The organism is Actinoplanes sp. NPDC051388 (assembly GCF_055586225.1).
Window position 1 is genome coordinate 103,868 of sequence record NZ_JBVJIP010000018.1, and the last position, 25,072, is coordinate 128,939.

Genomic DNA, 25,072 nt, shown 5'->3' on the forward strand with positions numbered 1-25,072 from the left:
GCGGCGCGGAGGTCAGGTGGTGGCGGTGAATCCCCCGTCGACGACCACGATTTCGCCGGTGACGAACGGGTGGGAGACCAGCAGGGCGTGCACCGACTCGGCGACGTCCGCCAGTTCGACGTTGCGCCGCAGCGGGGTCTGCCGGGCCCGCCGCTCCATCAATCCGTCGTAGTTGTCGCCCAGGGTCCGTTCCATCCACTCGCCGGCGATCCATCCCGGCGCGACCGCGTTCACCCGCACCTCGGGCGCCAGCACGCGCGAGAGCGTCCGGGTTAGGGAGACCACCGCGGCCTTGGACGCGGCGTACGCCAGCGGTTGCGGCCCAGGCCGCAGGCCCACGATCGAGGCGACGTTGACGACCGCACCGCCGGTGGCACGAAGCGCCGGCGCGGCGGCGCGGGTCACCTGCACCAGGCCGCGCACGTTCACCCGGAAGACGCGGTCCCAGTCGTCCAGATCGAGACCGTCCAGATCGTCGGGCGCCGTCTCGGAGGTGGTGCCGGCATTGTTCACCAGCGCGTGCAGCGTTCCGAGCGGGGCGGCGGCACGGACCAGGGCGCGCACCGCCTCGTCGTCGGACACGTCGCCGGCCACGGCCTGGTGCTCGCCACCCAGCGCGTGGAGCTCCTCGAGAGTCTGCTGGGCGCGATCGGCCGACCGGCTGTAGTTGATGGTCACGTCGTAGCCCGCGCGGGCCAGCCGGAGCGCGCAGGCCCGGCCGATGCCGCTCGCGGAGCCGGTGACGAGGGCGCGGGGACGCGCGGAAGGACTGGTCACGATCTCTCCTCGGGTTGGCTCGCAGGCCCGGTCACAGGCCCAGCACTCGTTCGGCGTTCGCGTGGAACACCTTGTCGAGCACTTCCTGGCGGTAGCCGAGTTCGTCCCACTCGCGCAGGATCCGGTCGAACGGAATGCTCGGGTGGTCCGTACCAAACATGATCTTGTCCTGCAGGCGGGCACGGATGTCGACCCGCAGGGATTGCGGGAAATACTTCGGCGCCCAGCCGGACATCTCCCAGTAGACGTTGGCCTTGTGCAACGCGACCGCGGTCATCTCGTCCACCCACGGGAAGCCGGGATGAGCGGCGATGATCGTCAACCCCGGCAACTCCGCGGCCAGGTTGTCGATGGCCATCGGGTGGGCGTCGCTGATCTTGGCGCCCAGCCCGCCCGGCAGCCCGGCGCCCATGCCCGTGGTCCCTACGTCGATCATCACCGGCAGGCCCAGGTCGTCGATGCATTCGAAGAGGGGGCGATGGGCGGTGTCGTCGACCCGGAAATGCCCCATGATCGGGTGGAAGTGGAACCCGAGCAGGCCGTCCTCCCGCGCCGCCCGCTCCGCCTCCCGGATCGCCTCGTCACCCTTCAGCGGGTCGACGGCACCCCAGGCGCCGATGAAGACGTCCGGATGACGCGCCCGCATGGCGGCCAGTTGCTGGTTCGTGAACGGCTTGGCACCGGTCAGGAACTCGATGTCGAACCCGACCAGCACGGCCTCGAGACCAGCGGCGCGGACGTCGGCCACGACGGCGTCCTCCGCCCGGCCCACCCAGGGCTTGTTCCAGTACGTCGCCAAGGCCTCGGCGAACGGCCCCTGGGAGTCGACCCACTCCTGCGTGCCCGGATAGCAGTGGAGATCGATCCGCCGCATAACCCCTCCAGCGCTCGAATTACCTACCCTGGTAGGTACTACTAGGACGGTATAGCGAAACGTCGCGTCCGCCAAGAGGTCAGGGCCTGTTGCTCACTACGAAGGTAGGTGGCAATATCCTCGTCATGCGCAACGGTCTGCTGGTGACGGCACAGTGCGGTGACGGACTCGTCGCCGCGCTCGCCGTCGGGCAGGCGCTCTATCGCCCATCCTGGCTCCGCTCTCGGGCCGGCGCGATCGACGCGCTTCGCGCCTGGCCGGAGACCGCCGACCGGTGGCGGCAGTGGCACCCCGACGAGACCGACCGTCTCATCGGCGCCCGCCTGGTGCAGCCGCTGCAGTTCCCGGCGAAGGTGCTCTGCTCGGGCCCCAACTTCACCGATCACCTGGCCGAGATGGGCGAGAGCGGGCTCGGCGACGCGTGGCGCGGGTACTTCTTCCTCAAGCCACCCACCACGACGCTGGTGGCCGACGGCGCGGACGTGCTCGTCGACGACCTCGAGACGGCCGGGGCCGACTGGGAGGGCGAACTCGCCGTCGTCATCGGCCACGGCGGGCGGCGCATCCGCCGTGCGGACGCCCTCCGGCACGTGGCCGGCTACCTGGTCGCCAACGACATCTCCCTGCGCGGGCCGCACCGGCGCGACACTCCGGCCAGGCCCTTCCAGTGGGACTGGCTCGCCTCAAAGGGCGCCGACATGTCGCTGCCGATCGGGCCCGGCGTCGTACCGACCTGGGCAGTGACCGAACCGCAGAACCTGCGGATCCGCACCCGGGTCAACGGCGAGCTGCGCCAGGACGGCAGCACCGCGAACATGGTGCTCGGCGTCGCCGAGCTGATCGCGGATGCCAGCCGCCTGGTCACCCTCGAACCGGGTGACCTGATACTCACCGGCACGCCCGCCGGGGTGGGCGCCGGCTCCGGCCGCTTCCTCGCCGACGGCGACGTGGTCGAGATCGAGATCGAGGGGGTGGGCGCCATCCGCAACACCATCCGCCGCCGGGGACACGAGCACGAGGAGTCTCGATGAGCATCACTCACCTCCGCAGCATCGCCATCTCCGCCACCGACCCTGAGGAGCTGCGACCCTTCTACGAGGACCTTTGGGGTCTCCGTACGGTCGGCACCATCGGCGACGGCACCGTGCTGCTGCGCGCCAACGGCGCCGAGCATCACGTGCTCTCGCTGGTGCCCGGGCCCGGGCACCGGTTGGACGGCATCGGCCTGGGCGCCACCTCGCCGGCGTACGTCGACGAGCTGGCCGCGGCGCTGACCGGCGCGGGCGTCACGCTGGTCAGCGGTCCGGGCCCGCGGCCGGCCGAGATCGGTCACGGGTACGGCATCACGTTTCGGGATCCGGAAGGCCGTCTCGTCGAGGTGAGCGCGGACGTCGATACTCACGAGATCATCGCGCCGGGGACCCGACCGGGGCCGGACCGGCTCAGCCACATTGTCCTCAACTCGGTCGCCCAGCCGGAGTCGGTCGCCTTCTACACCACCCTGCTGGGCTTCAAGATCTCCGACAGCTATGAGAATGATCTTATGGTGTTCTTGCGCTGCAACGAGCTCCACCACTGCCTCGTACTGGCACCGGGCGAGTGGACCTCGCTCAACCATGTGGCCTTCGAGGTCGCCTCGGCCGACGAGGTCATGAAGGCGCTCGGCCGCATGCGCAAGGCCGGCGTCGACACCATCTGGGGCCCCGGACGGCACGGGCCAGGCGGCAACGTGTTCTGCTACTTCACCGACCCGGTCGGCAACGTCATCGAATACACGGCCGAGCTCCTCGAACTCGACGATTCCTGGGAACCGCAGGTGTGGCGGCGCACGCCGGAGAACGCCGACGTCTGGGGCACGGGCGGGGGCGTCACGCCGGACGTCATCGCCGCGATGTCGAACCCGCCCGCCGACGTTCTCGCCCAGCGGGAGCGCCGGTGAGCCGCCGCATGCGCGGCTACCTGATGCGCGCCTTCGGCACGCCGGACGTGCTGGAGCTGGTAGACGACCTGCCGGTGCCGGCGCCGGCGGCCGGGCAGGTGCTGATCCGCGTCCAGGCCATCGCCCTGGCGCGGACCAAGGACGTGGCCATGCGCGCGGGCCGCCCGCCGTTCGCGGGCCGCGTGTCCCTGCCGCACACCCCCGGGACCGAGCACGCCGGCGTGGTCGATGCGGTCGGCGCGGGTGTCGATTCCTCCCTGGTCGGCGCCCGGGTCGCGGTCTCCGCCGTGCTGACCTGCGGGACATGCCGGGTCTGCGTACGGGGACACGAGGAGGCCTGCGCCGGCTTCAGCCTGATCGGGGTGGACCGGCCCGGCAGCTATGCCGAGTACGTCGCCGTCCCCGCCGCCAACGCGTTCCGCATCCCGGACGACTTGCCGATCGCCCATGCCGCCGCGCTGGCCGCGAACGGTCCCGTGGCCCGCGCACAGCTGGAGGCCGGGCAGGTCGGCGGCGCGGACGTGGTCGCGATCATGGGAGCGGCCGGCGCCCTCGGGTCCACCGCGGCCTGCCTGGCACATCATCGCGGCGCGTCGGTCATCGCCGTCGACCGGACGGAGTCCAAGAGCAAGCTGCTGGCCGAGCTGCCGGTCGACGGCGTCTTCGACGGCGCCGACCCGGATCTCGCGGCGAAGCTGCGCGCACACACCGACGGCTGGGGCGTCGACTGCGTGGTCGACAACCTCGGCCTGGCCGACCTGTGGGACCGCTATCGGCCCGCGGTGGCCACCCTGGGGCGGATCGTCGTCTCGGGTGCGATCGGGCGGGATCCGATCCCGATGGAACTGCTGCCGTTCTATCTGCACAGCCAGTCGCTGATCGGTGTCCGCACCGGCAATCCCGCCCAGATGGCGGCGCTCTGGGCCGACGTCGCGGCGGGCTTCCGGCTCCCCGACGCCGTCGTGCGGACCATGTCGTGGACGGACATGTCGCGGGCGCACGCCAGAGTCGAGAGCGGCAATGCCGTCGCGCAGACCGTCCTGGAAATCGCATGACGAGCCCCGGCGCAAGGCCCCAGCGTTCGTAACGCGAAACAGGGTGACGCCGACACCGACCGGGGGCCCCACCCAGCGGTGGCTCACTGGTGGTCAGATTTGGTCGTCGTTGAGCACACTGCTGCTGCGCCGGATCAGATCTTCTTCCGGATCGCCCTGCGGCTGCGGGGTCGACGTGAACAGCCACAACGCGCCTAGATCAACTATCTGGCGGCCGGTGACACGTCCTTACCAACGCCCCCACCCCTGCACGATCCGAGAGACAGACCTGGCACAGCTCCCCCGATCACCGCTTCGCCAGCGTTACGGGCGGGTTACGGGCTCTTGACGGCGAGCGTCTGATTGCGTAGACATGACAGCGCAGTCACACAGGGCTGTGGCCGGCGATGGGAGGTGCCATGACGCGACTGGCGAGGCCGGGTGGAAGCCCTCCGACGCCGCGCGGCGTGGACGTCGCGCGGCTGGCCGGCGTCTCCCAGAAGACGGTGTCCAGGGTCCTCAACGACGAGCCGTATGTCTCGGCCGACGTGCGCCGGCGGGTCCTGGACGCCGCCGAGGAGCTCGGCTACCGGCGCAACCACGCGGCCCGGGCGCTGGCCTCCGGGCGGACCCGGTCGATCGGCGTGGTGACGCTCGGCACCGCCTTGTACGGGCCGGCATCGCTGCTCATGGGCATCGAGCGGGCGGTCCGGGAGGTGGGCTACACGCTGCGGGTGGCCGACACGATCGAGGGCGACCCGGGCGGCATCGCGGGCGCCCTGGCGTCGCTGCTGGACCAGGGCGTGGACGGCGTCGTCATCTCCGAGCCGATCGACGAGGGCGTCGGCCTCATCAGCGTCGACGTGCCGGTCCTGGTCCTCGGCGCGCCGCCCACCTTCGCCGCGCCGCAGGTGGTGACCGCCAGGGTCGGGGCGGGCCTGCTCGCGCGGGCCGCGACCGAGCACCTGCTGGAGTTGGGGCACGCGACCGTCCATCACCTGGCCGGCCCGCAGCGGTGGTATTCGGCACGGGACCGTCTCGCCGGCTGGCGCGAGGCGCTGCGAGCCCACGGCGCGGACGAGCCGCCGGTCGTCGAGGGCGACTGGTCGGCCGCGTCCGGCTACGCGGCGGGCCGGCAACTGGCCGGCGACGGCACCGTGACCGCGGTGTTCGCCGCGAACGACGACATGGCGATCGGTCTCATCCGCGCGCAGCTCGAGGCCGGGCGCCGGGTGCCGGAGGACATCAGCGTCGTCGGGTTGGACGACGTCCCGGTCGCCGCCTACGTCACTCCCCCGCTCACCACCGTGCGGCAGCCGTTCGACGAGGTCGCGCGGCAGGGCCTCGCGCTGCTGGTACACGTCATCGAGAAGCCGGACGTCGAGCTTCCACCGGCGGCCGACCAACCGGTCGAGCTCGTCGTCCGCGCCTCGACGGCGCCACCACCGCCCCGGCCGATCCCGGGACGTGGCCGCCGCCGAGCGATCCCCCATGCCCACGGTGGCCCGCACGGTCAGCCCGCCGGCAGCGAGGTCCCATCCACCCAGCCCTGATCAGCGTCGATCTGTCCACCTACGGTGGCACGTCGCCCGAGACCCGCACCGGCCGTCGCTGACGAGCGGCGGTAGCACCCGCGCGGACGCGCACCTCTCTCGATACCCCTTGTCCCCAGCGTGCCGTTGCCCGGCGCGCCGGTCCCCTTTGCCCTCTTGACGGGAGTTCACCATGGCCGCATCGTCCCCACAGTTCCCGATAAGCCGCCGAACCTTGCTCGCCTCGACCGGAGCGGTGTCGTTGAGTGCCGCGCTGGCCGCGTGCGGCGGCGACGGCGAGGGCGGCGGTACATCCGCCGCCGCGGCGGTGAGCCAGGCCGACATCGACAAGGCGATGTCGACCCCGACCGAGCTGACGTTCTGGACCTGGGTTCCGGACATCGCGCAAGAGGTGGCGCTGTTCGAGAAGAAGTACCCCGCCGTCAAGGTCAAGGTGGTCAACGCCGGTCAGGGCGGCCCGGCGTACACCAAGCTGCGCACGGTGTTGCAGGCCGGCACCGGTGCTCCCGACGTGGCGCAGATCGAGTTCCAGTACATCCCGACCTTCACCATCACCGACAGCCTGCTGGACCTGCGCCCGTACGGCGCGGCGGCGCTGAAGGACAAGTTCGTGGACTGGACGTGGGCGCAGGTCAGCGGGCCCAACGGCGAGGTCTGGGCGATCCCGCAGGACACCGGTCCGATGGGCATGCTGTACCGCAAGGACATCTTCGACCAGTACGGCATCCAGGTCCCGACGACCTGGGACGAGTTCGCTGCCGCGGCCCGCAAGCTCCATGCCGCCAACCCGAAGGTGTACCTGACCAACTTCGCCTCGAGTCAGCCCGCCGCGTGGCACGGGCTGTTGTGGCAGGCGGGCGGCAAGCCCTACGTGAAGTCCGACAAGAGCACCATCGCCATCCACGTCAACGACGCGCCGTCCAAGAAGCTCGCCGCGTACTGGGGCGGGCTGGCCAAGGAGGGCGTCGTCGGGATCGAGCCGGACTTCACCGATCCGTGGTTTGCCGCGCTCAACAGCGGTAAGTACGCCACCTGGCTCACCGCGGCCTGGGGACCGGTCTTCCTCTCCGGCTCGGCGAAGTCCACCTCGGGCAAGTGGCGCGCTGCCCCGCTGCCGCAGTGGGACGCGTCCACGCCGCAGTCGGGCAACTGGGGCGGTTCGACGAGCGCGGTCATCAAGTCGACCAAGAACCCGATCGCGGCGGCGGTGTTCGCCCAGTTCCTCAACGTCGACCCGGACAGCGCCATGCTGTTCGCCACCAAGCAGTTCTTCTTCCCGGCGACGAAGGCGGTGCTCGCCGACCCCGCCTACGTCGGTGACACCCCCGCCTTCTACGGCGGCCAGAAGGTCAACGAGGTCTTCGCCGAGATCAGCAGCACCGTCAACACCACGTTCCAGTGGCCGCCGTTCCTCGATCGGGTGGAGGCGGACTTCAAAGAGACCGTCGGCAAGGCCCTCACTGACAAGACCGACGCCGTCACCGCGCTCGACCAGTGGCAGACCCGGATCACCACCTTCGCCAAGGGCCAGGGCTTCACCGTCCAGTAGCAGCCGGCGGGTTCCGCGGCCGGCGCCGGCCGCGGGACCCGGCACCCTCGACCGAAAGGCCCGACGATGAGTGTCATCACCGCACGGTCTTCCCGGCGCACGGCCGGGCCGCTGTTCGTCGCCCCGTTCCTGGTGCTGTTCGTGCTGCTCTTCCTCGCCCCGCTCGGCTACGCCGCCTACCTGAGCCTCTTCGAGCACAAGCTCATCGGGGGCACGACGTTCGTCGGGCTGGACAACTACGTCACCGCCGTCAAGGACCCGCAGCTGATCCAGGGCGTGCTGCGGGTCGCGACCTTCTTCGCGATCCAGGTGCCGGTGATGCTGGTCCTGGCGCTGCTCTTCGCGCTCGCGCTGGACAGCGGCCTGGTGCGGCTGGCGCGCGTGGTCCGGCTGGGCATCTTCGTGCCCTACGCCGTACCGAGTGTGGTCGCTTCGCTCATGTGGGGCTACCTCTACGGGCCGGACTACGGCCCGTTCGCCCAGCTGGGCAAGGCGTTGCACGTGCCGGTCCCGCACTTCCTCAGCAGCGGCTGGATGCTCGGCAGCCTGGGGAACATCGTGACGTGGGAGTTCGTCGGGTACAACATGATCATTCTCTACGCCGCACTGCGCGCCATACCGCACGAGCTCTACGAGGCGGCGGCGGTCGACGGCGCCGGCGCGTGGCGGCTCGCCTGGTCCGTCAAGCTTCCCGCGCTGCGGCCGGCGCTCATGCTCACCCTGGTGTTCTCGGTCATCGGCAGCTTTCAGCTGTTCAACGAGCCGAACCTGCTGCAGCGCCTCGCCCCCGCGGTCATCGACAGTGCCTACACCGCCAACCTGTACGCCTACTCCCTCGCCTTCATCAGCCAGCAGATCAACTATGCGGCCGCGGTGTCCTTCCTCCTCGGGCTGGTCATCGTGATCGTCTCCTACGCCGTCCTGCTCACCGCGAACCGCAGGAGGACCTCATGACCACCACCGCCCCGGCCGCGCCGACCGTCGCGGCGACCGGCCGGGCACGCACCGCCCAGCGGCGCCGGTCGCCGGCCAGGCGGCGCAGCACCCCGCTGACCATCGCCATGTTCGCCGCCCTGGCGTACTTCCTGCTGCCGCTGTTCTGGTTGGCGGTGGCCTCGACGAAGAGCACGCAGGACCTGTTCAGCACGTTCGGACTGTGGTTCTCCCGGGCACCGCAGCTGCTGTCGAACATCCGGGCGACGCTGACCCACAACGACGGGGTCTTCCTGCAATGGATGCTCAACACCATGCTGTACGCGGTCGTCAGCGCGGTCGGGGCCGCGCTGCTGGCGGCCGCCGCCGGGTACGGGTTCGCCAAGTTCCGGTTCCGTGGCGACCGCGCCGGATTCAACCTGGTGCTCGGCGCCATCATGGTGCCGACCACCGCCCTGGCGATACCGACGTACCTGCTGTTCGCGCAGGTCGGCCTGGTCAACACGCCCTGGGCCGTGATCCTGCCCTCGCTGGTCAGCCCCTTCGGCCTGTACCTCATGCGCGTCTATGCGCAGGACGCCGTCCCGGACAGTCTCATCGAGGCCGCCCGCATCGACGGTGCCGGCGAGGCCCAGATCTTCTTCCGGATCGCCCTGCGGCTGCTGGCTCCCGGGCTGGTGACCGTGGTGCTCTTCACCCTCGTCTCGACCTGGAACAACTACTTCCTCCCGCTCATCATGCTCAGCGACCCCAGCCTGTACCCGATCACCGTCGGCCTCTCCTCCTGGGCCGCCCAGACCGCAGGGGGCGGATCCGGCGCGAACAGCGAGACGGTCGTGCTCGTGGTGACCGGGTCCATGCTCTCGATCGTCCCGCTCGTCGTGGCCTTCCTGCTGCTGCAGCGTTACTGGCAGAGCGGGCTGGCCACCGGCAGCGTCAAACAATGACCGACCGCTCTACCTCGGAGGTTCCCCCCATGGCGGTGCTCCCTGCCCGCGTCCTCTTCGGCGCCGCGTACTACGTCGAGTACCGGCCCTACGAGCGGCTCAAGACCGACCTCGACCTGATGCTCGAGGCCCGCTTCACCGTCATCCGGGTCGGCGAGTCGGTCTGGTCGACCTGGGAACCGGAGAACGGACGGTTCAACCTCGAGTGGCTCCAGCCGGTGCTCGACGGCGCACACGAACGCGGCATCTCCGTCATCCTCGGCACACCCACCTACGCCGTGCCGCCGTGGCTCGCCCGGCAGTACCCGGAGATCGCCGGCGAGCGGGCCACCGGGCAGCGCATCGGATGGGGCGCGCGGCAGGAGGTCGACTTCACCCACCCGGGCTTCCGGTTCCACGCCGAGCGGGTCATCCGGCAGATCGTCGGCCGGTATGCCGGCCACCCCGCGGTCATCGGGTTCCAGGTGGACAACGAGCCCGGCAACGAACTGTTGCACAACCACGGCGTCTTCCAGCGATTCGTGGACCACCTGCGCACCACCTACGGCGACGTCGAGACCCTCAACCGCGAATGGGGCCTGGTCTACTGGTCCCACCGCCTCTCCACCTGGGCGGACCTGTGGACCCCGGACGGCAACGCCCAGCCCCAGTACGACGTCGCCTGGCGGGCGTTCCAGGCCCGCCAGACGACCGAGTTCATCGGCTGGCAGGCCGGCATCGTCCGGGAGTACGCGCGCGGCGACCAGTTCGTCACCACGTGCATCTCCTACGGCCGGCCCGCGGTGCACGACGACGAGTTGACCGAACGCCTCGACGTCGCCGCCGGCAACCCGTACTACGTCATGCAGGACGCCCTGGCGCTGCCGGACCGCGACCACGACGACGTCGTACAGCATTGGAAGACCACCGGGGTGTGGGCGCTGTACCAGACCGCGGACCGGATGTTCTCGTCGCGCCAGGCGCCGTTCCTGGTCACCGAGACCAACGCCACGTCCATCGGCATGCCGTGGGACAACCGGCCGGCGTACGACGGCCAGTGGCGGCAGGCGGCCTGGGCGCTCGTCGCGCGCGGGGCGCAGATGATCGAGTACTGGCACTGGCACACGCTGCACTTCGGCACGGAGACCTACTGGGGCGGGATCCTTCCGCACAGCGGCCGGCCGGGCCGCACGTACGCGGAGCTGTCCCGCCTCGGCGCGGAACTGGACGCCGCCGGCCCGCTCGTCGCCGCCCTCGAACCCGACGCCGACATCACGATGGTCTACTCGATGCCGAGCAAGTGGCTCATGCAGAAGTACCCACCGCTGTCGGCCGCGGACGGTGGACCGGACGCCGCGGCGTACCACGGCATCTTTGATTCCTTCTATCGCGGCGCATTCGACGCCGGCCGGCAGGTGCGCATCGTCCACGCCGGGCAGTTGCACGACCCGAGCGGTGAGCGGGCCGGCCCGGCGCCGGAGTCGGCCGCGCGACGGCATCCGGTCCTGGTCGTCGCGGCGCTGTACGTCGCCGACGACGCGACGCTCGACTGGCTCGCCGCCTACGCGGCCGCCGGCGGCCACCTCGTGCTCGGCCCGCGGACCGGCTACGCCGACCACGAGGCCCGCGCGCGACACGAGCCGGCGCCCGGACGGCTCGTCGAGGCCGCCGGAGTCCGCTACGAGGAGTTCAGCAACCTGGTGCGCGACGTCCCGGTCCGTGCCGCCCCGGGCGGGCCGCTCGACCTGCCGGAGCGGGCGGCGGCGACGCGCTGGGCCGACGGCCTCACCGTCGTGGACGCCGATGTGCTCGTCGAGTACCACCATCCGCACTTCGGCCGCTGGCCGGCGGTCACCACCCGCCGCCACGGCGCGGGCCGGGTCACCTGCGTCGGCACGGTACCCGGACGCGACCTCGCCCAGGCCCTCGCCGCATGGCTCGCGCCGGTGCCGACCGGCGGATGGCGCCGCCTCCCGGCCTCCGTCACGGCCACCACCGCCACCTCCCCGGACGGGCGCCGGGTCCACGTCGTGCACAACTGGAGCTGGGAACCCGTCGCGGTCGAGGCGCCGGTGCCGCTGACCGACGCCCTGACCGGTGCCGCGGTCGCGCCGGGCACGGCGGTGCACCTCGGCGCGTGGGACGTGCGCGTCTTCGCGTCGGCCGCAACCGAAGCTTCTGGCTGACCCGCCGCGGGTGAATCGCGGATCAACGAAGCCGATCGTCGCGTTGCCAAGGGTTCGCGCTAGATCGTTATCGTCTCAATTCCCTCACCATAGATCTCCGGCTCGCCGGTCATGAGGTTTCCAGCGTCGCCGCATGCGACTGCCAGCGCGAAACAGGCCCGCCCCAGCCCGCCGAGCAGTTGAGTCGCGGCCGCGACCTGCCGCCACTCGGTGACTTCGAGCGGCAGCAGCGTAGCGAACTGCAGACCGACGAGCAGATCGAGATTGCGGACGACGTCCTCTGAGACAACTATGCGGGCCTCGAGGGACTGTAAGAATAACGGCGGATCTCGATCTTCAAGGGAGACGCCAGGATGACGACGGAACCTCTCGTCGAGCAGGGTCCGGCCGACGGGCCGGTGGGTGGCTAGGTCAACTACAGGCAGAGTCACAGGGGACCTTTCGGCACCGCGCCACCGAAGCCATGCGGGTACCGGCCCGCGACCAGGGCCGCTGTCTGGGCGGCAGGCCACCAACGGATACCGGCTGGTCGACGCCGGCCCGCACCCGACACCCAGCCATGCCCGCTGGGGACGCCAGCGACAACAGCTCGACCCCGACCCGGTTACCGCCGCGCACGTACGGTGGATCTTCGCGCGGCGCCTGCAAGGACGCAGCATGAGCGGCATCGCACGCGACCTAAACGAGCGCGCAGTGCCCTGCCCATCCGAGTACGAGCGGAACCGCAACCGGCACCGCCACGCGACCGGCTGGTCCGTGACCACAATCAAGGCCATCTTGGGCAACCCCCGCTACACCGGGCGGCAGGTCTGGAACCGGCAAGCCGTGCACCATCACCCTGACGACGGCCGCACAGTTGCGGGCGGAGTCGCAGTGGGCCTACAAGCGGCCGGCGTATCGCTGCCGGCACGGCCACCGCGGCGCCCGCAGCCGCGACGCCGATCGCCCGTTCCACGCCCGCGAAGACAGGCTCCTGACGGCGATCGCCGTGCAACTCGATATCCGCACCGGTAAAGGCCAAACCCTATGGCCCGATGCCGATATCGCCGCCTATCTACAAACCCATGGATTAACGGTGCGCTGCGCCCGCGACAGGGCGTCGTTAACCGATTCGATGAGCTGGCGTACGAGTACCCAGCTCATCATCCGGGAAAGCACGCGCCGCCTCCGCGATCAACGCGGCGGTAACAAGCACAGATCGGAATGCCTGATCGCTGGATCCCGTTCTCGGCGTGGTGAGTGAGCGGGCTGTTGTGGCGCTGCTGTTGATCACGTCCGTGGCGAGGGTGCTCGACCGTGTGCATCGGCTCAGCTTTCGGCCCGGGTGACCTGTCCAAGGAGCTGTTGCACGGTTGCTGCGTATCGATCGAGGGCCGCCCGGCCCGCGCGGGTGAGGCTGATCGATGTCCTGGCGGTGCCGTCGTGCCGAGACTTCACGTTGGCGATGTACCCGGCGTCCTCGAGTCGACGTAGGTGGGTGATCAGGTTGCCGGCCGTGAGGTCGAGCAGCCGTTGTAGCCTGGAAAAGGACAGGCTGTCGCTGTCGGGCAGCGTGGCCAGGGTGACCATGATGCGCAGTCGCGTCGGCACGTGGATGACGGGGTCGAGGTCTGCCTCCGGGGTGGTCACGGTCGCCGCCGGCGAGCGAGGACGACCGCCGCCAGGAGGAAGCCGCCGCCACCGGCCAGGGCTTCGATCAACAATACGGTGACTGGTCCCGTCCACGCACCGACCGCCGCGACTGCGGCCAGCCAGGCACCGAGGGCGAACATCGACCAGTCGAGCCAGATCGCGGCCGCGACCAAATAGATCACGGCGGTGATGACGACCGGTCCGGTTGCGCCCACGATGCCCATCACCTCGTCGCTGGCGCCGCGCCGCGCTAGCCCGCCCTCGATCACGAAGAGCGAGGCAAAGCCGATCGGCCAGGAAAGTCCGTAGATCCGCCCCTGCAGGGCGGAGGTACCGCCGACTCCCTTGACCGCCCGGACGACTGTGATCATTGTGACGACAACTGCCGCGGACAGCAGAACGCCGAGGAGGACGCTTGACCCGGGCGAGGGCCCGCGGTAGGGCTGCTGGCCGCGTACCGACAGCCACATCGACCCGAGACCGAGCAGCCACGCGGCGCCCCACGCGGCATACATCGCCGTCATCTTGACCTTCAGCGCATCCCGGGCGTGTTGCTCTGTTTGCCGCATCAGGGCGGCGGCTGTCCGAATGTCGAGGATCTCGTTTTCGGTCATCGCTGAATGCCTCCTGGGATAGGTGTGCCGTTGTCAGGCAGGCTCCCGAAAGCGCTTAACGGAGCGCCTGATGCAGGAATTTGAAACTTTGCGCCACAAACTTATCTCGGTTTGCGACACAAAGTCAATGGCCGGCCCTAGCCGCGGCCCCCGCACAAGTCGGCTCGGCGGCCTTGCCGCTGGACGGCGAGGATCCCCGCCACCTCCGGCGGAACTCGACGTGAACCAGGTACGGATACTCATCCCTCGGTACGCGTCGATCCATACCGTTGGCGACATGAACACGAAAGGGTTCGCCGTCGGGCTGGCCGGTGCGGTCGCCCTGGGGGGCGCCACGATCGCCACCTGGTGGCTATGGCTCGGCTCTGACACTCAGTACCAGATCGATCCGGCCACTCAGGTGGCCAGCGGGCCGTACGAGGCGCCACAGGTCGCAGGCTGCGTCCTTACCCTGATGGCGCTCGCGATCATCGGTGGCCTGCTCATCCGACCTTGGCTGGTCGTCCTCACCATGACGGCCGCGTTCGCCATCGCCTGGTCGGTGCCGGCCTCCGAGGATGAGACCGGCATGTGGGGGGTCGGGTTGGTGCTCATAGTCGTCGCGATGGCGGCCGGCACAGCCGTGCTGAGCTACGGCGCCGCGTGGCTACGCACAGCACTGCGGCGGCGGACCCCGACGGTGTGAGGGCGCGTGAGGTTCGCTGACAACCGTTACTGTCGGCCTATGTCCGGCCTCGGAGACGTGCCACCGGAGATCCTGGACCTCTGCGACCGATCTGCCGAGGGTTACCCGACACGTGCCGACACAGACTCGGTGGCCGAGACCGACCAGTTCGCCTTGCACGCGGCGGTGTCCCCAGCCGGGATTCTCCCGGGCCAGTCGCAGGACAAGGTCGCGTAGTTCGTCGCTGATTGTCGGGCGTCCGGGTCGATTCGGGTGCTTCCACAACTCGCGGGGAAGAGCGCGGACCAGGGCGGAGAGCACGGCCCGGTCTGGCCAGGACAGCCGCGGCCGGCCGACCTGGCGACGCACCACGGCGACCTCGTGACGCAGCACCAACAAACTCGGCGGCCATCGCGGCTCGCCACGCGTCATCTGCGGCAACCACCGCGGATGGCGGCCTCGCCGTGGCGTGCCCGGCCGGCAAGGACGCGGTCGGCATCGGCGCAACGGCCGCGGGCAACGGACCCGGGCAGGTGTTCCTCACCGGGGTGTTCCCCAGCGCCGACCTCCGCGGCGCCAACGCGACGGCCGCGGAGGACCAGACCGGCTACGCCGGCGCCTGGGCCGTCACCGCGTATGCGATCTGTGTCCCGTCGAGCGAGCAGCCGTACGAGGTCCACGCCGCTACCCCAGGCTTCGCCGTCGCCGGACGTGGGAGCCAGGGCATGCGGCTCGCCTGCCCGATCGGAACGACCATTCGCGGCGTGGGCGCCCAGGTCGTCGGCGGCACCGGGAAACGTGAACCTGCACGACGTACGACCGATCGCGGACATGAAGGCCAACATCGCGGCCGAGGACGACGAGGCCGGCTGGCCGCCGACGTACCAGACCCACGGATACCTCATCTGCCAGTGACCCGACGGGCGATCCATGCGATCGAGCGGGCCGGGCCCGGTGACGTGCTGGTGGTCGACGGTGGCGGGCGGGAGACCGCGCTGGCCGGCGAGCTGTTCGTCCGGCACGTCACCCCGCGGGCCGGCGCCACGACGCACCCTGCCGTGGTGGGGAGCAGGTCAGCTGTGGCGGCGTGTCCGTCCATCTGGGCGACATCGTGATCGCCGACCACGACGGCATCGTTGTGCTCGATCCGGGCGCCGCGGTCGCCCAACTCACCGCCGCCGCCGAGGTGATGGCGACCGAGGCGCGTTTCGTCGAGCGGCTGGCGGCCGGAGCATCGCTGCGCGGGTGCCTGAACCTGGCCGAGAATGTGGACCGGCTGGCCCGCGGCGAGTCGTCGGGGCTGCGGTTCACCGTCTGACAGTCGTCTGCGGGTCGTGCGAGTCCAGGAAAGCCACCAACTCGTCGAGCGCAGACGCGATGGCTGCGATGTTCGCCGCATCCAGGTGGAGCCAGTAGAAATCCAGGGGTACCAGGTACGGTGCCCGGCGCGACTCGTCGTCAGCGGTGAGTTCGTTGCACAGCTGTGCGTACGTCATCTTGACGCCGTCCATCCTGAACAGTTCACCGATCACCTCCTGCGAGGGGCCCCAGATACCCACCTTCCCGTCATCCCAGACGAACGCCTCGGTCACCCGCACCAGGTGAGCCTCCAGAAGCTCGCTGTAGAGAGGCCGGCTCAGGCCGAACGGCCGCCTCGAACGGATCTCGTTGGCGCAGTAGAAGTAGGAACAGGTGTAGTAGAGGGTGGTCATGGTGAAGAGACCCTCGTAATAGCACCAGGTGACGAAGTTCATCATTCGGTCTCTGCGATCGACCTCGTGCTTGACGGCCTCGAACCACCCGCGCGTCTGCGAGTTCTTATCGGATCCGAACTTGACCCCGATCTGGGCGAACCTGCGGCGCAATGTGTCCGCGTAGTACCGAAGCGATTCGAGGTAGCGCTGGCGCAGGTCGGCGATCGCGGCCCTCGCCTCGGCGGCCTCCTGCGCCTCGATCTGTTCCTGGATCTTCTGGATTTCTCCGACCAGGTTCGCGCGGGATGCGGCAAGGCCGGCCCGGGCGTTCGCCCGCGCCGTGTGGTAAGCGACGAGGCCGCTGATGCCGGCGACGGCCAGGCTGAACAGACCGCCGCTGGCCAGGGCCAGTCCGGAGTCGGCCATGCGGTCACTCTCCCGGGAACGTGGTGGGTCGGATGAGTCTATTGATCATCATCTACGGAGCGCCGGGTCAGATAGGTGTAGTAGCCGGATGCGGCGAAGAAGGTGTTGTCCTGGACCGCTCGGGCCTGGAAGGCGCGCCAGTCGTCAACGGTTTCCTGCGGGAGCAGACCCGATCGGGCCAGCAGCGGACCGTAGGACTCGGCCGCGGCCGGCCAGAATTGGCCGGTGCCGATGTTGGGGTAGAGCGCGCCGTCCGCCTCGACGAGCTCCAGTCCCGCGGCGGGCAGCAGCCGCGGGATGTCGCGCATGATGCGGGGGTTGGCGACGATGAGCTGGATCAGTGCGTCTTCGATCGTCCTGGCCAACGCGGGGTCGGGATAGGCGAAGGTGAGCGAGGCGTAGTCGCCGTCGAAGATGGCAACCGTGCCGCCGGGTCGGACCACGCGACGGGCCTCGCGCAGCACCTGCAGCGGATCTTCGACATGGCTGATGAGGGTGTGCAGAGTGACGATGTCGAACTCGTCGTCCACACACGGCAGGTCGTGCGCGTCGCCGACCTGGTAGGTGACGTTGTCGGATAGACCCTCGTCGCCGGTGTGCCGGCGGGCGGCGTCGAGCAGTGCGGGGCTGTGATCGACGCCGACGATCGCCGCGCCAGGCCCGAGCAGTCGGCGCAGCGTGCGCACCTCGATCCCGGTGCCGCAGCCCAGCGCCAGGATCCGTCGAGCCCCGGCGAGGGGTAGGCGCCAGAAGTAGGCCTGCGACAGGCGGGCGTAGCCCTCGTCGGTGCCGCGGAACTCCAGCCGGGCGGCGAGGGTCTCCAGAACGTTAGCGTCCAGGGTCGTGGAGAGGCGGAAGATGTCGCGGTCCGTTCTGCCGCCGGTTGCCGGCGTGGCTTCGCCGTCGGTCCGGTCGGAACCAGTGATCATCTTTCAGCCTTCCCGCTCGGGGCAGTGGACTCGACTCGAGGGTTGGCGTAAGCACCGTCGGCCGGATCGGGCAGGTCGCCTTATTGTCACGGCGGCGGTGCGTACGTGGTGGTCCGGGCCATCAGGGTCGGTGGAAAATGTTCCCGTGGAGCGGGGACCGGCCACCCGACCACCCGGCCACCCGCCAGTGATAGGCGAGCATGCCGGCCTCCACCGCCGCCAAGGCGGCCTCGATGATCTCGGCTAGTCGCGTTCAGGCCCTCCCGTTGGCTGGTAGCAGTGTCTCGGTGACCGCGTGGCGTCTGTTGTCAGCCGCTACCCGTCGTGTCCCATGTGCAGGGGGCGGAGCGAGTGGCCGATCGCGAACCTGCCGACGTTGCGTCCAACCTCCACGCCGGTGATGGTGGCGAAGCGGAAGTGGAAGCCGACCAGGACCCGCGAGTTCGCGTTCTCGGCCTCGGCCTGCGCGAAGCTGTTCCAGCAGCGTTCGGTGCCGGCAGGCACGGCGGTGGTGGACGTCATGCAGAAGCGGAAGCGGTCCTCTCCGGTGAACCGACGCAGGACCTCGGCGGCGCGCCTCCGAGGAGGCTGTGGGTCGAGGGGTAGTCGGGAAGCGCCGGTGTCGGGCGCAACGGCAGCCAGGTCGGGTCGGGGCTGGTGGCGGGGTTGCCATCCGTCTCCGCCGCCCGGATCGCCGTCACCGGCCGCCACAACGCATAGTGCCGTTTCTGGTACCAGCCGGCGATGAACCCGTCGGCCATTGCCATGGTGAGCAGGGCGAGCAGCCGCGCGGTCCGATGCAGGTCGTAGTGCCGCAGCGACGAGACGACGCTGCCGACCCGGCTCCATCCGACGGGTGAGCCCTCGGCCCAGAAGTGGGCAAGCTGCGTCTGGTCGACGCTGCGTTGCGGGCTGGTGTCCTGCCCCAGATGCTTGACCTCGTTGAAGTCCCTCGCGTACCGGGCGCTGGTCAGCTCCGGCGGTGGGCCGGGCAGGAACTGGCCGCGGTCGCGGAGCGTGAACGGGCGGACGTTGTGGAACTGGGCTTCGAGCATCGGCGCGAACGCCGGTGGGGTTGGTTCCCAGACTCCGGGGCCGGGTGTCGGGGCGAACGGGTCTGCAACGTCGAACCCGTCGTTTGCTCGGATGTCGAGCAGACGCTGGCCCACCGCCTGGCCGAGTGCCACCCCCGCGCGTTCGGCGGGGCCGTTGGGAACCTTCGCGAGCGACGCCGAGAGCTCAGCGTCCAGGGTTGTCTGGTTCGCTGGGAAGAAGAAGACGAGCACCCGGTGTGCGGCGGCCGCGGCGGCGGCCTCCGCGTCGGCCTTCCGGTCCGTGAGCGGCGACGTGTAGGTCTCGTATCGCGGCTCGGCCCCGTTGACGGCGTCGTGCTGGGCGGCGTGCATGATCGCGAGGATTCGCGAGAACCTGACCGGGTTCCCGAATGCCTGTGCGCGCGCGATCTCGTTCCAGGCGCGGACTACCTCGCCCGATCTGCGGCTGGGCTGCGGTGTCGCGATCGCAGCATTTCCAGCAATCGTTGCGAGGACCAGCCCAACGCAGGCTGCCGACACGATTCGTCCTATTCGAGACATGGCTTCTCCTGACGTCATGGGTGGGCCTTCGGCCGGCGGCTATCTCCTCGCGGGGGCTCCTCCCGCAACCGGGCGATGCCTGTGAACTCGGCCTCGTCCGCGAAGCGGCAGCAGGGCGGCCTGTCACCGAGGGCCTAGATCCTCGACGGATCGGATTCCTCCATGCGTGCTGGGCTCTCTGACGGGTTTCAACGGATGACGGGCGACGAAGCCCGCGAGTGCTTCAGCCAACCCGCGAGGGTTCTGCAGGTGCAGCATGTGCGTGGCGTCGGACAGCACGAACCGCTCGACGTTGGGCAACCATGCCTCCAGAAGTGCCTGACGCTCGTGCCATACCGGCGAAACCTCGTGGCTGCGACCGCCCAACACGGCGAGCACCGGCTGGGTGATGCGCGCTGCCTCGTCCGTGCCGAAGGCCCAGGCCTGGACGGCGGGCAGTTCCTGTTCGAAGAAGGTTGGTGCGTCGGCGACCATCCGCTCGAACGCACCGGGAAGCGCCGCATCCAGTGCCGCGCGGTAGTCATTGCCCGCCACACCACGCATCCAGACGTCGATCGCGCCGGCACGGTCTCCGGCACGGTACCGCTCCACCGCCGGCTGGGCGACCGCCCGGCCCGAGGCTGCGCGGCTGGGTACCGGCATCAGCGCCGGCTCCATCAGCACGAGGGAGCGCACCGCGTCCGGGCCGTCGAGCGCGACCTGGAGCACGATGTTGCCGCCCGACGAGTGCCCGACCAGGTGCGCACGGTCGACGGCGAGGTGTCGCATCAGATCACGGCAGTGGCGCGCGTGGTCAGCGATGCTGACCTGGCCCCACGGGTGGCTGCTGCCGGCGTATCCGACGCGGTGGTAGGCGATCAGCCGGTGCCCGGCGAGCGCAGGCTCGTCGAGGAGGGGTCGGAACCAGTCCCCGCACAGGCCCGCGTGGATGAACACAATGGGTTCGCCGTCGCCGCGGTCGACATACTCGATGGTCAGATCGTCGACGGTGGCTTGCCGCACAGCGTTACCTCCCGACGTGACGACGATTGATGCCACACCGACGCTAGAGCCGTCTTGCTACCATCGCGACGATGAAATCCCTAGGTTTGCGAACACATCGTGCTGGTCGGACGCGACGCTGAGCGCGTTCGTTTGAGCCAGCTGCTCGAGCAGGCCCGGGCGGGTACGAGCGCGGCGCTGGTGGTCCGTGGCGAACCAGGTATCGGCAAGACCGCGCTCCTCGACGACGTCGTGGCCCGCTCCCGCGGGTTCAGGGTGCTGCGGGCACGCGGTGTCGAGTCCGAGTCGGAGTTGTCGTTCGCCGGGCTGGCCGACCTGCTCCGACCCGTCGTCCGCCAACTGGACTCGCTGCCCGGGCCGCAGCGGGCGGCGCTGGCTGGCGCGTTGGCACTGGGGCCGCCGGTGTCGGGCGACCTCTTCACCGTCTGCGCCGCCACACTGACCCTGCTCGCGGACGTTGCCGACCGGTCACCGGTGCTGGCGGTCGTGGACGACGCGCCGTGGCTGGACGCACCGTCGCGGCAGGCCCTGGTGTTCCTGGCTCGGCGACTGCGGCAGGAGGGCGTGCTGTTCCTCCTCGCGGCACGCAGCGCCGACACTGTGGGCACCGAGGCGGCCGGCATCCCGGAAATCGTGCTCGGCGGGCTGGACCCGGCCGCTTCCCTGTCGTTGCTCGAATCCAGCGGCCCGATCAAAGCGGACGTCGCGCGGCGGCTGTATGGCAGCACCGGCGGCAACCCGCTCGCGTTGCTCGAAATGTCGACACTGCTCAGCGCGTCGCAACGCACGGGAGTCACACCGATCGAGGATCCGCCACCGGTCGGCGCGGCGATCGACGCCGCGTTCGCACGCCGTCTCGCCGCCCTCGGCGAGGCCACCCGCCACGCGCTGGCCATTGCCGCCGCGAGCACATCGGGCGCCATGGAAGAGATCGCGTCCGCACTCGCGGCGCTCCATTTGGACGTGGCGTCCCTGGAAGCCGCCGAGGAACACGAGCTGATCACCTTCGATGCCGGCCGGCTCACGTTCCGGCATCCGGTGCTGCGGTCGGTCTGTTACCGCGCAGTCCCCGAGCCACAACGCCGGGCCGCGCACCGCGCCCTCGCCACGGCACTGACCGGCGAACGGCGCTTCTGGCAACTGGCCGCCGCCACGCTCGGACCGGACGAACAGGTCGCGGCCGGCCTGGCCTCGGCCGCCACGGCGGCACGCCAGCGCGGCGGGCCGGCGGCCGCAGCGAGCGCGGCGGAGCGCGCCGCACGGCTGACGCCAGACGGCGACCTGCGGGGGCGCCGCCTGTTGGAGGCGGCCGACGACCTCAGCCGGGTCGGCCGGCTCGATCGTGCCCAGGCACTGCTGGCCGAGGCCATGGACCACGCTACCGATCCACTGCTGTGGGCCGACATCCAGCACCAGCGCGCACTTGTCCAGGCCCGTGGCGGCGCGGCAGCGGCAGCGGCGCGGCTGCTGGTCGCGGAGGCGCGTCGCGTCGCGCCGGCCGATCCGGTCCGTGCGGCGATGATGACGATGGCCGCCGTCCAGCCATCGTTCCAAGCCGGCGACACGGCTGAGTGCCTCGAAATCGCCCGGCGCGGGCAGGTTCTCGTCGAGCAGGCCGGGCTGCCACCGATGCCGGCCGGGCTGCCGCAGGCGATGGCGCTGCTGCTGTGCAACGAGCGCCGCACCGCGCGGCCGTTGCTGGACAGCGCGGCGGCGTGGTTGGACGACGCCGCGGACCCGTGGTCGCTGGGCCCGGTCCTGATCTTCGGCATCGGTCAGGCGTTCATGTGGCTCGAGGAGCACGAGCGCGCACGGAAACTCCTCGCCGACGGCATCGACCAGGCCCGCGCCTGGAGCACCCCGGGCCTGCTCCCCTACGGCCTGCTCGCCTTGGCTGAACTGGACTTCCGCACCGGCCACTGGCCCGCCGCCCTAGCGGCGGGGACCGAGGGCATACGGCTCGCCGAGGAGACCGATCAGGCCAGCCATGCGGCCTACGCCCACGTGATCGTGGCCCGGGTCGAGGCGGCGCTCGGGCAGCAACGGAGTTCGCGGGAGCATCTCGCCGCGGCCAGCGACCTCACCGACCGGCTGGGAGATGCCATCCTGCATTCGTGCATCGGCAGCGTCCGCGGCTTCCTCGAGGTCAGCATCGGCCGCTACGACCGGGCCATCCAGGCCCTCGAAGAGCTTTCGAGCTTCCTCGCCAAGCGGCACGCACCCGACCCGGCGGTGCTGCAATGGACGCCCGACCTCATCGAGGCGTACGCCAGGCAGGGCCGTACCAGCGATGCCCGCGCCGCCCTCGACGCCTTCGAACACGACAGTGAACGCAGCGGCAGCCGCTGGGCACGCGCCAGCGCCGCACGGTGCCGGGGACTACTCGCCGGCGACCTCGACTTCGACACTCCGTTCCATGACGCCCTCGCCACCCACGACACCCCGTTCGAGCTCGCGCGCACCGAACTCTGCCTCGGCGAGCGGTTGCGACATGCGGGCCGCCGCGTGGAGGCCCGCAGCCGCCTACACGCCGCGCACACCACCTTCGACCGGCTCCACGCCAGGCCCTGGGCTGAGCGGGCACGCGCCGAACTGCACAGCTCGGGCGAGCCGACAGGCAGCCGCACACCAGCCACGATCGAGCGCATGACGCCGCAGGAGCTGCAGGTCGCCCTCCAGGTCGCCCGCGGATCGACCAACCGCGAAGCCGCAGCCGCGCTGTTCCTCAGCCCCAAGACGGTCGAGTTCCACCTGCGCAACATCTACCGCAAGCTGGCGATCCGCTCAAGATCGGAACTGGTGCGCATCATCGTCTCGCCGGCGCCTACCTCGCAGGACGATCAACTGTGACCCAGGCCGGCGGTGGCGCTGTACCAACCCGGACTGTGATACGGGTTCGTTCACTGAACGCGATCGGATCACCGACCTGACACGCCCCGGCCATCAAGACGGTGCAGGCTCGGCGAACACCGCCCGCAGCGCCGCCGACAACGCCGGATTGTCATGGCGCGGATGCCGGTACTACAGCCCGAGATCTTGAAACCGATGGCTTGATCAGTCGTTGGTCCCGGCGTGGTGGATGCGGTCACGGTTGAGGACATCGATGGCTGGGATGCGGACCTGTCCGCGTTTGACGGACGGGTTGGGGTGGTTGTCACCAAGCCGCAGCTGGGGGCTGGGCTGCTGCGCCGCGCGCTCTCCGATCCCGGGTTGGTGTTCGGGTGGCTGGTCGGCGACTCGGGTTACGGGCGTGACCCCACGCTGCGCGCCTTCTGCCACCGGCGGGAACTGGCGTAGGTGCTGGCGGTGGCGGTGGATCTGCCTCTGGTCGGGGTGCGTGGCGAGGCGCTGCGCCCGGACGCGGTGCTGGCCGCCACCGTGCGCTCGACCGTGCCGGATGCCGGCGCGGGCTCGGGCCGCCGAGGTTGCTGGCATCCGGCAACGGTGAGCCCGCCCACCAGGACCATCGCCAGCGAGGATCTGCGCATGTGCCCATGATCTAGAGCGCATGTCGCCGGTGGGTACGGACCAGGTTCGGGACGGTAAAGCTGCGGCCTGCCGGCGCCGGCGGGAGGCGCAGCATGCTCCCACTGTTCAAGAACCTTATGGAGCCGGCCGGACTCGAACAGGCGGACCGGATGTGGCAGAACACGAACCGCATGCCCGCAGCTCAGGGCCCGGTCGTCACGATTTCACCGGTACGTCGGCGAACGGCGTGAGGACATGATCGAGCGGCCTGGAAAGACGAACCAGCGGCAACGCTGGCATCGCGCTGCCAGGCCCGCTCACTACGGGAACCGGCAATCCCTAGGCCGGGTCAGCGGGTGGCCGAGACCACCAGCATCTCGCACGGTCCGGCAAACCCGTCTGGACCCTCGAACTGGAGCAGCGCGTCCTCGATCTCGTCCCAGGCCGCCTCCCGCTCGGCCGGGGCCAGGCCGGCCAGCATTTGCTGCAATGCGCCGAACGACTCCCGCTCGAACCGGACGCAGTCTGCGGCGGAGGCCATCCGGACCGGCGACGGAACCACCTCGACGTCGACGTCGCGGAAACCGGCCTCGGTCATGACCCGTTCGGCGGCTCCCGGGGCGCCGAGGCTGAACGGCCCGGGCTGACCGGGCTGCGGCGGGGGAAGCTGTGCGCGGCGGCGGATGATGCCGATCGGGATGGAGAAGAACCCGTTCCGGTCCGCGGTCGAGTAGACGACTGCGGAGATTCGTCCGTCGGGACGCAGCGCGGTGCGCATCCCGGCCAGGGCGGTTTGCTGGTCTGGGAAGTAGATGAGGCCGACTCGGGAGATGACCGCGTCGAACGTGCCGGCGGCAACGTTGAGCCGTTCGCCGTCGAGTTCGCGGGTGGCGACGTTGGTCAGGCCTGCGTCGGTGGCCGCCTTCGCTGTGTACTCGAGGATCGTTGGCGAGATGTCGGTGGCCAGCACGTGACCGGAGGGGCCGATGCGACGGGCCGCCGCGAGACTCTGCCCGCCGGCGCCTGCGGCGACGTCCAGCACCCGGTTGCCGTCGCTGACCCGGGCTGCGTCGAGCATTCGTGCCGTGGCGTTGCCGAGCCACTCCTCGATGGTGGGACCCCACCGGTGCCACGCCTCGGCGGCCTGCTCCCACTGGGCCCGGGTGGTGGTCTTGTAGTGGATCGGATCGAAGGTGTTGGTCATGGTTTCCTCCGGAGTCGGTCGAATCGGTGTTCACCCGTACGCGCCAGAAGTCCATCCGCATCCGCTAGAACCA

General features: G+C 70.1%; 26 protein-coding genes and 1 pseudogene. 16 read left to right on the plus strand and 11 right to left on the minus strand.

From position 1 onward, the window contains the following. Positions 1 to 12: 12 nt before the first annotated feature. The gene (locus ACZ6TI_RS36665; RefSeq protein WP_465349828.1) at positions 13 to 777 is read right to left on the minus strand and encodes an SDR family NAD(P)-dependent oxidoreductase; all 765 of its coding nucleotides are present in this window, start codon (positions 775 to 777) and stop codon (positions 13 to 15) included. Between the two features lie 31 nt (positions 778 to 808). Next, positions 809 to 1,651 carry an amidohydrolase family protein gene (locus ACZ6TI_RS36670; protein WP_465349829.1) on the minus strand — a complete coding sequence of 281 codons (843 nt, stop codon included), beginning with the start codon at positions 1,649 to 1,651 and terminating at the stop codon, positions 809 to 811. 125 nt (positions 1,652 to 1,776) lie between these two features. Between ACZ6TI_RS36670 and ACZ6TI_RS36675 the strand changes: the two genes are divergently transcribed. The 8 genes from ACZ6TI_RS36675 to ACZ6TI_RS36710 all read left to right on the plus strand — a co-directional run bounded on the left by ACZ6TI_RS36675 (position 1,777) and on the right by ACZ6TI_RS36710 (position 11,771). Continuing rightward, positions 1,777 to 2,682 carry a fumarylacetoacetate hydrolase family protein gene (locus ACZ6TI_RS36675; RefSeq protein ID WP_465349830.1) on the plus strand — a complete coding sequence of 302 codons (906 nt, stop codon included), beginning with the start codon at positions 1,777 to 1,779 and terminating at the stop codon, positions 2,680 to 2,682. Then, entirely contained in the window at positions 2,679 to 3,590 is a 912-nt protein-coding gene (locus ACZ6TI_RS36680; RefSeq protein WP_465349831.1) for a VOC family protein, read from the plus strand. Before ACZ6TI_RS36675 ends, ACZ6TI_RS36680 begins: the two co-directional genes overlap by 4 nt. Next, a complete protein-coding gene (locus ACZ6TI_RS36685; RefSeq protein ID WP_465349832.1) occupies positions 3,587 to 4,645 on the plus strand; it encodes an alcohol dehydrogenase catalytic domain-containing protein in 1,059 nt (352 codons plus the stop codon). The genes ACZ6TI_RS36680 and ACZ6TI_RS36685 overlap by 4 nt, the downstream gene beginning before the upstream one ends. Before the next feature lie 398 nt (positions 4,646 to 5,043). Continuing rightward, positions 5,044 to 6,177: a LacI family DNA-binding transcriptional regulator gene (locus ACZ6TI_RS36690; RefSeq protein WP_465349833.1), complete on the plus strand. Its 1,134-nt coding sequence runs from the start codon at positions 5,044 to 5,046 to the stop codon at positions 6,175 to 6,177. Positions 6,178 to 6,349: 172 nt separating this feature from the next. Continuing rightward, positions 6,350 to 7,726 carry an extracellular solute-binding protein gene (locus tag ACZ6TI_RS36695; protein ID WP_465349834.1) on the plus strand — a complete coding sequence of 459 codons (1,377 nt, stop codon included), beginning with the start codon at positions 6,350 to 6,352 and terminating at the stop codon, positions 7,724 to 7,726. Between the two features lie 66 nt (positions 7,727 to 7,792). Further along, on the plus strand, positions 7,793 to 8,680 hold the full coding sequence (locus ACZ6TI_RS36700) for a carbohydrate ABC transporter permease (protein ID WP_465349835.1): 888 nt from the start codon (positions 7,793 to 7,795) through the stop codon (positions 8,678 to 8,680). Then, positions 8,677 to 9,606, plus strand: coding sequence for a carbohydrate ABC transporter permease (locus tag ACZ6TI_RS36705; protein WP_465349836.1), 930 nt, complete (start codon positions 8,677 to 8,679; stop codon positions 9,604 to 9,606). The genes ACZ6TI_RS36700 and ACZ6TI_RS36705 overlap by 4 nt, the downstream gene beginning before the upstream one ends. Before the next feature lie 29 nt (positions 9,607 to 9,635). Continuing rightward, complete coding sequence (locus ACZ6TI_RS36710) at positions 9,636 to 11,771, plus strand: beta-galactosidase (protein ID WP_465349837.1); 2,136 nt, start codon at positions 9,636 to 9,638, stop codon at positions 11,769 to 11,771. Positions 11,772 to 11,830: 59 nt separating this feature from the next. Here ACZ6TI_RS36710 and ACZ6TI_RS36715 read toward each other — a convergent pair whose 3' ends face one another. Next, positions 11,831 to 12,202: a hypothetical protein gene (locus ACZ6TI_RS36715; protein WP_465349838.1), complete on the minus strand. Its 372-nt coding sequence runs from the start codon at positions 12,200 to 12,202 to the stop codon at positions 11,831 to 11,833. A 226-nt stretch (positions 12,203 to 12,428) separates the two neighbouring features. On the opposite strand from ACZ6TI_RS36715, the pseudogene ACZ6TI_RS36720 reads away from it, so the two are divergent. Both ACZ6TI_RS36720 and ACZ6TI_RS36725 read left to right on the plus strand, forming a co-directional pair. Beyond that, positions 12,429 to 12,545 (plus strand): annotated as a pseudogene (locus ACZ6TI_RS36720) (recombinase family protein); the annotation flags it as partial. Positions 12,546 to 12,627: 82 nt separating this feature from the next. Next, positions 12,628 to 13,014, plus strand: coding sequence for a hypothetical protein (locus ACZ6TI_RS36725; protein ID WP_465349930.1), 387 nt, complete (start codon positions 12,628 to 12,630; stop codon positions 13,012 to 13,014). 65 nt (positions 13,015 to 13,079) lie between these two features. Here the strand turns inward: ACZ6TI_RS36725 and ACZ6TI_RS36730 are convergent, their stop codons facing one another. Together ACZ6TI_RS36730 and ACZ6TI_RS36735 are read right to left on the minus strand one after the other, a co-directional pair. Continuing rightward, a complete protein-coding gene (locus ACZ6TI_RS36730) occupies positions 13,080 to 13,400 on the minus strand; it encodes a transcriptional regulator (protein ID WP_465349839.1) in 321 nt (106 codons plus the stop codon). Continuing rightward, positions 13,397 to 14,017 (minus strand): hypothetical protein, encoded by a 621-nt coding sequence (locus tag ACZ6TI_RS36735; protein ID WP_465349840.1) that lies wholly within the window; start codon positions 14,015 to 14,017, stop codon positions 13,397 to 13,399. Before ACZ6TI_RS36735 ends, ACZ6TI_RS36730 begins: the two co-directional genes overlap by 4 nt. Before the next feature lie 277 nt (positions 14,018 to 14,294). Between ACZ6TI_RS36735 and ACZ6TI_RS36740 the strand changes: the two genes are divergently transcribed. The 3 genes from ACZ6TI_RS36740 (at position 14,295) to ACZ6TI_RS36750 (ending at position 15,999) form a co-directional block, all read left to right on the plus strand. Next, on the plus strand, positions 14,295 to 14,702 hold the full coding sequence (locus ACZ6TI_RS36740) for a hypothetical protein (protein ID WP_465349841.1): 408 nt from the start codon (positions 14,295 to 14,297) through the stop codon (positions 14,700 to 14,702). A gap of 39 nt (positions 14,703 to 14,741) precedes the next feature. Further along, positions 14,742 to 14,918: a hypothetical protein gene (locus ACZ6TI_RS36745; protein ID WP_465349842.1), complete on the plus strand. Its 177-nt coding sequence runs from the start codon at positions 14,742 to 14,744 to the stop codon at positions 14,916 to 14,918. 850 nt (positions 14,919 to 15,768) lie between these two features. Continuing rightward, positions 15,769 to 15,999 carry a hypothetical protein gene (locus tag ACZ6TI_RS36750; RefSeq protein ID WP_465349843.1) on the plus strand — a complete coding sequence of 77 codons (231 nt, stop codon included), beginning with the start codon at positions 15,769 to 15,771 and terminating at the stop codon, positions 15,997 to 15,999. Here ACZ6TI_RS36750 and ACZ6TI_RS36755 read toward each other — a convergent pair. The 5 genes from ACZ6TI_RS36755 to ACZ6TI_RS36775 all read right to left on the minus strand — a co-directional run bounded on the left by ACZ6TI_RS36755 (position 15,989) and on the right by ACZ6TI_RS36775 (position 20,327). Next, on the minus strand, positions 15,989 to 16,801 hold the full coding sequence (locus ACZ6TI_RS36755) for a hypothetical protein (RefSeq protein WP_465349844.1): 813 nt from the start codon (positions 16,799 to 16,801) through the stop codon (positions 15,989 to 15,991). The genes ACZ6TI_RS36750 and ACZ6TI_RS36755 overlap by 11 nt on opposite strands. Positions 16,802 to 16,839: 38 nt before the next feature. Further along, the gene (locus ACZ6TI_RS36760) at positions 16,840 to 17,730 is read right to left on the minus strand and encodes a methyltransferase domain-containing protein (protein ID WP_465349845.1); all 891 of its coding nucleotides are present in this window, start codon (positions 17,728 to 17,730) and stop codon (positions 16,840 to 16,842) included. 315 nt (positions 17,731 to 18,045) lie between these two features. Next, positions 18,046 to 18,252, minus strand: a complete 207-nt coding sequence (locus tag ACZ6TI_RS36765) for a hypothetical protein (protein ID WP_465349846.1) — start codon at positions 18,250 to 18,252, stop codon at positions 18,046 to 18,048. After that, positions 18,249 to 19,136 (minus strand): vanadium-dependent haloperoxidase, encoded by an 888-nt coding sequence (locus ACZ6TI_RS36770; protein ID WP_465349847.1) that lies wholly within the window; start codon positions 19,134 to 19,136, stop codon positions 18,249 to 18,251. Before ACZ6TI_RS36770 ends, ACZ6TI_RS36765 begins: the two co-directional genes overlap by 4 nt. Before the next feature lie 312 nt (positions 19,137 to 19,448). After that, positions 19,449 to 20,327, minus strand: coding sequence for an alpha/beta fold hydrolase (locus ACZ6TI_RS36775; protein WP_465349848.1), 879 nt, complete (start codon positions 20,325 to 20,327; stop codon positions 19,449 to 19,451). Positions 20,328 to 20,426: 99 nt separating this feature from the next. On the opposite strand from ACZ6TI_RS36775, the gene ACZ6TI_RS36780 reads away from it, so the two are divergent. From ACZ6TI_RS36780 to ACZ6TI_RS36790, 3 genes are all read left to right on the plus strand, one after another. Next, the gene (locus ACZ6TI_RS36780) at positions 20,427 to 23,177 is read left to right on the plus strand and encodes a helix-turn-helix transcriptional regulator (RefSeq protein WP_465349849.1); all 2,751 of its coding nucleotides are present in this window, start codon (positions 20,427 to 20,429) and stop codon (positions 23,175 to 23,177) included. 222 nt (positions 23,178 to 23,399) lie between these two features. Then, positions 23,400 to 23,624: a hypothetical protein gene (locus tag ACZ6TI_RS36785; RefSeq protein WP_465349850.1), complete on the plus strand. Its 225-nt coding sequence runs from the start codon at positions 23,400 to 23,402 to the stop codon at positions 23,622 to 23,624. Between the two features lie 9 nt (positions 23,625 to 23,633). Next, positions 23,634 to 23,825: a hypothetical protein gene (locus tag ACZ6TI_RS36790; protein ID WP_465349851.1), complete on the plus strand. Its 192-nt coding sequence runs from the start codon at positions 23,634 to 23,636 to the stop codon at positions 23,823 to 23,825. 319 nt (positions 23,826 to 24,144) lie between these two features. Here the strand turns inward: ACZ6TI_RS36790 and ACZ6TI_RS36795 are convergent, their stop codons facing one another. Further along, positions 24,145 to 24,999 carry a class I SAM-dependent methyltransferase gene (locus tag ACZ6TI_RS36795; protein ID WP_465349852.1) on the minus strand — a complete coding sequence of 285 codons (855 nt, stop codon included), beginning with the start codon at positions 24,997 to 24,999 and terminating at the stop codon, positions 24,145 to 24,147. Between the last annotated feature and the right edge of the window lie 73 nt (positions 25,000 to 25,072).

What these genes read in the sequence shown, in the direction of transcription:
- ACZ6TI_RS36670 (WP_465349829.1), bottom strand. Translation starts at nt 1,651, where the DNA reads ATGCGGCGGATCGATCTCCACTGCTATCCGGGCACGCAGGAGTGGGTC.
- ACZ6TI_RS36675 (WP_465349830.1), top strand. Translation starts at nt 1,777, where the DNA reads ATGCGCAACGGTCTGCTGGTGACGGCACAGTGCGGTGACGGACTCGTC.
- ACZ6TI_RS36680 (WP_465349831.1), top strand. Translation starts at nt 2,679, where the DNA reads ATGAGCATCACTCACCTCCGCAGCATCGCCATCTCCGCCACCGACCCT.
- ACZ6TI_RS36690 (WP_465349833.1), top strand. Translation starts at nt 5,044, where the DNA reads ATGACGCGACTGGCGAGGCCGGGTGGAAGCCCTCCGACGCCGCGCGGC.
- ACZ6TI_RS36695 (WP_465349834.1), top strand. Translation starts at nt 6,350, where the DNA reads ATGGCCGCATCGTCCCCACAGTTCCCGATAAGCCGCCGAACCTTGCTC.
- ACZ6TI_RS36700 (WP_465349835.1), top strand. Translation starts at nt 7,793, where the DNA reads ATGAGTGTCATCACCGCACGGTCTTCCCGGCGCACGGCCGGGCCGCTG.
- ACZ6TI_RS36705 (WP_465349836.1), top strand. Translation starts at nt 8,677, where the DNA reads ATGACCACCACCGCCCCGGCCGCGCCGACCGTCGCGGCGACCGGCCGG.
- ACZ6TI_RS36710 (WP_465349837.1), top strand. Translation starts at nt 9,636, where the DNA reads ATGGCGGTGCTCCCTGCCCGCGTCCTCTTCGGCGCCGCGTACTACGTC.
- ACZ6TI_RS36735 (WP_465349840.1), bottom strand. Translation starts at nt 14,017, where the DNA reads ATGACCGAAAACGAGATCCTCGACATTCGGACAGCCGCCGCCCTGATG.
- ACZ6TI_RS36740 (WP_465349841.1), top strand. Translation starts at nt 14,295, where the DNA reads ATGAACACGAAAGGGTTCGCCGTCGGGCTGGCCGGTGCGGTCGCCCTG.
- ACZ6TI_RS36745 (WP_465349842.1), top strand. Translation starts at nt 14,742, where the DNA reads ATGTCCGGCCTCGGAGACGTGCCACCGGAGATCCTGGACCTCTGCGAC.
- ACZ6TI_RS36755 (WP_465349844.1), bottom strand. Translation starts at nt 16,801, where the DNA reads ATGGCCGACTCCGGACTGGCCCTGGCCAGCGGCGGTCTGTTCAGCCTG.
- ACZ6TI_RS36760 (WP_465349845.1), bottom strand. Translation starts at nt 17,730, where the DNA reads ATGATCACTGGTTCCGACCGGACCGACGGCGAAGCCACGCCGGCAACC.
- ACZ6TI_RS36765 (WP_465349846.1), bottom strand. Translation starts at nt 18,252, where the DNA reads ATGACGTCCACCACCGCCGTGCCTGCCGGCACCGAACGCTGCTGGAAC.
- ACZ6TI_RS36770 (WP_465349847.1), bottom strand. Translation starts at nt 19,136, where the DNA reads ATGCACGCCGCCCAGCACGACGCCGTCAACGGGGCCGAGCCGCGATAC.
- ACZ6TI_RS36795 (WP_465349852.1), bottom strand. Translation starts at nt 24,999, where the DNA reads ATGACCAACACCTTCGATCCGATCCACTACAAGACCACCACCCGGGCC.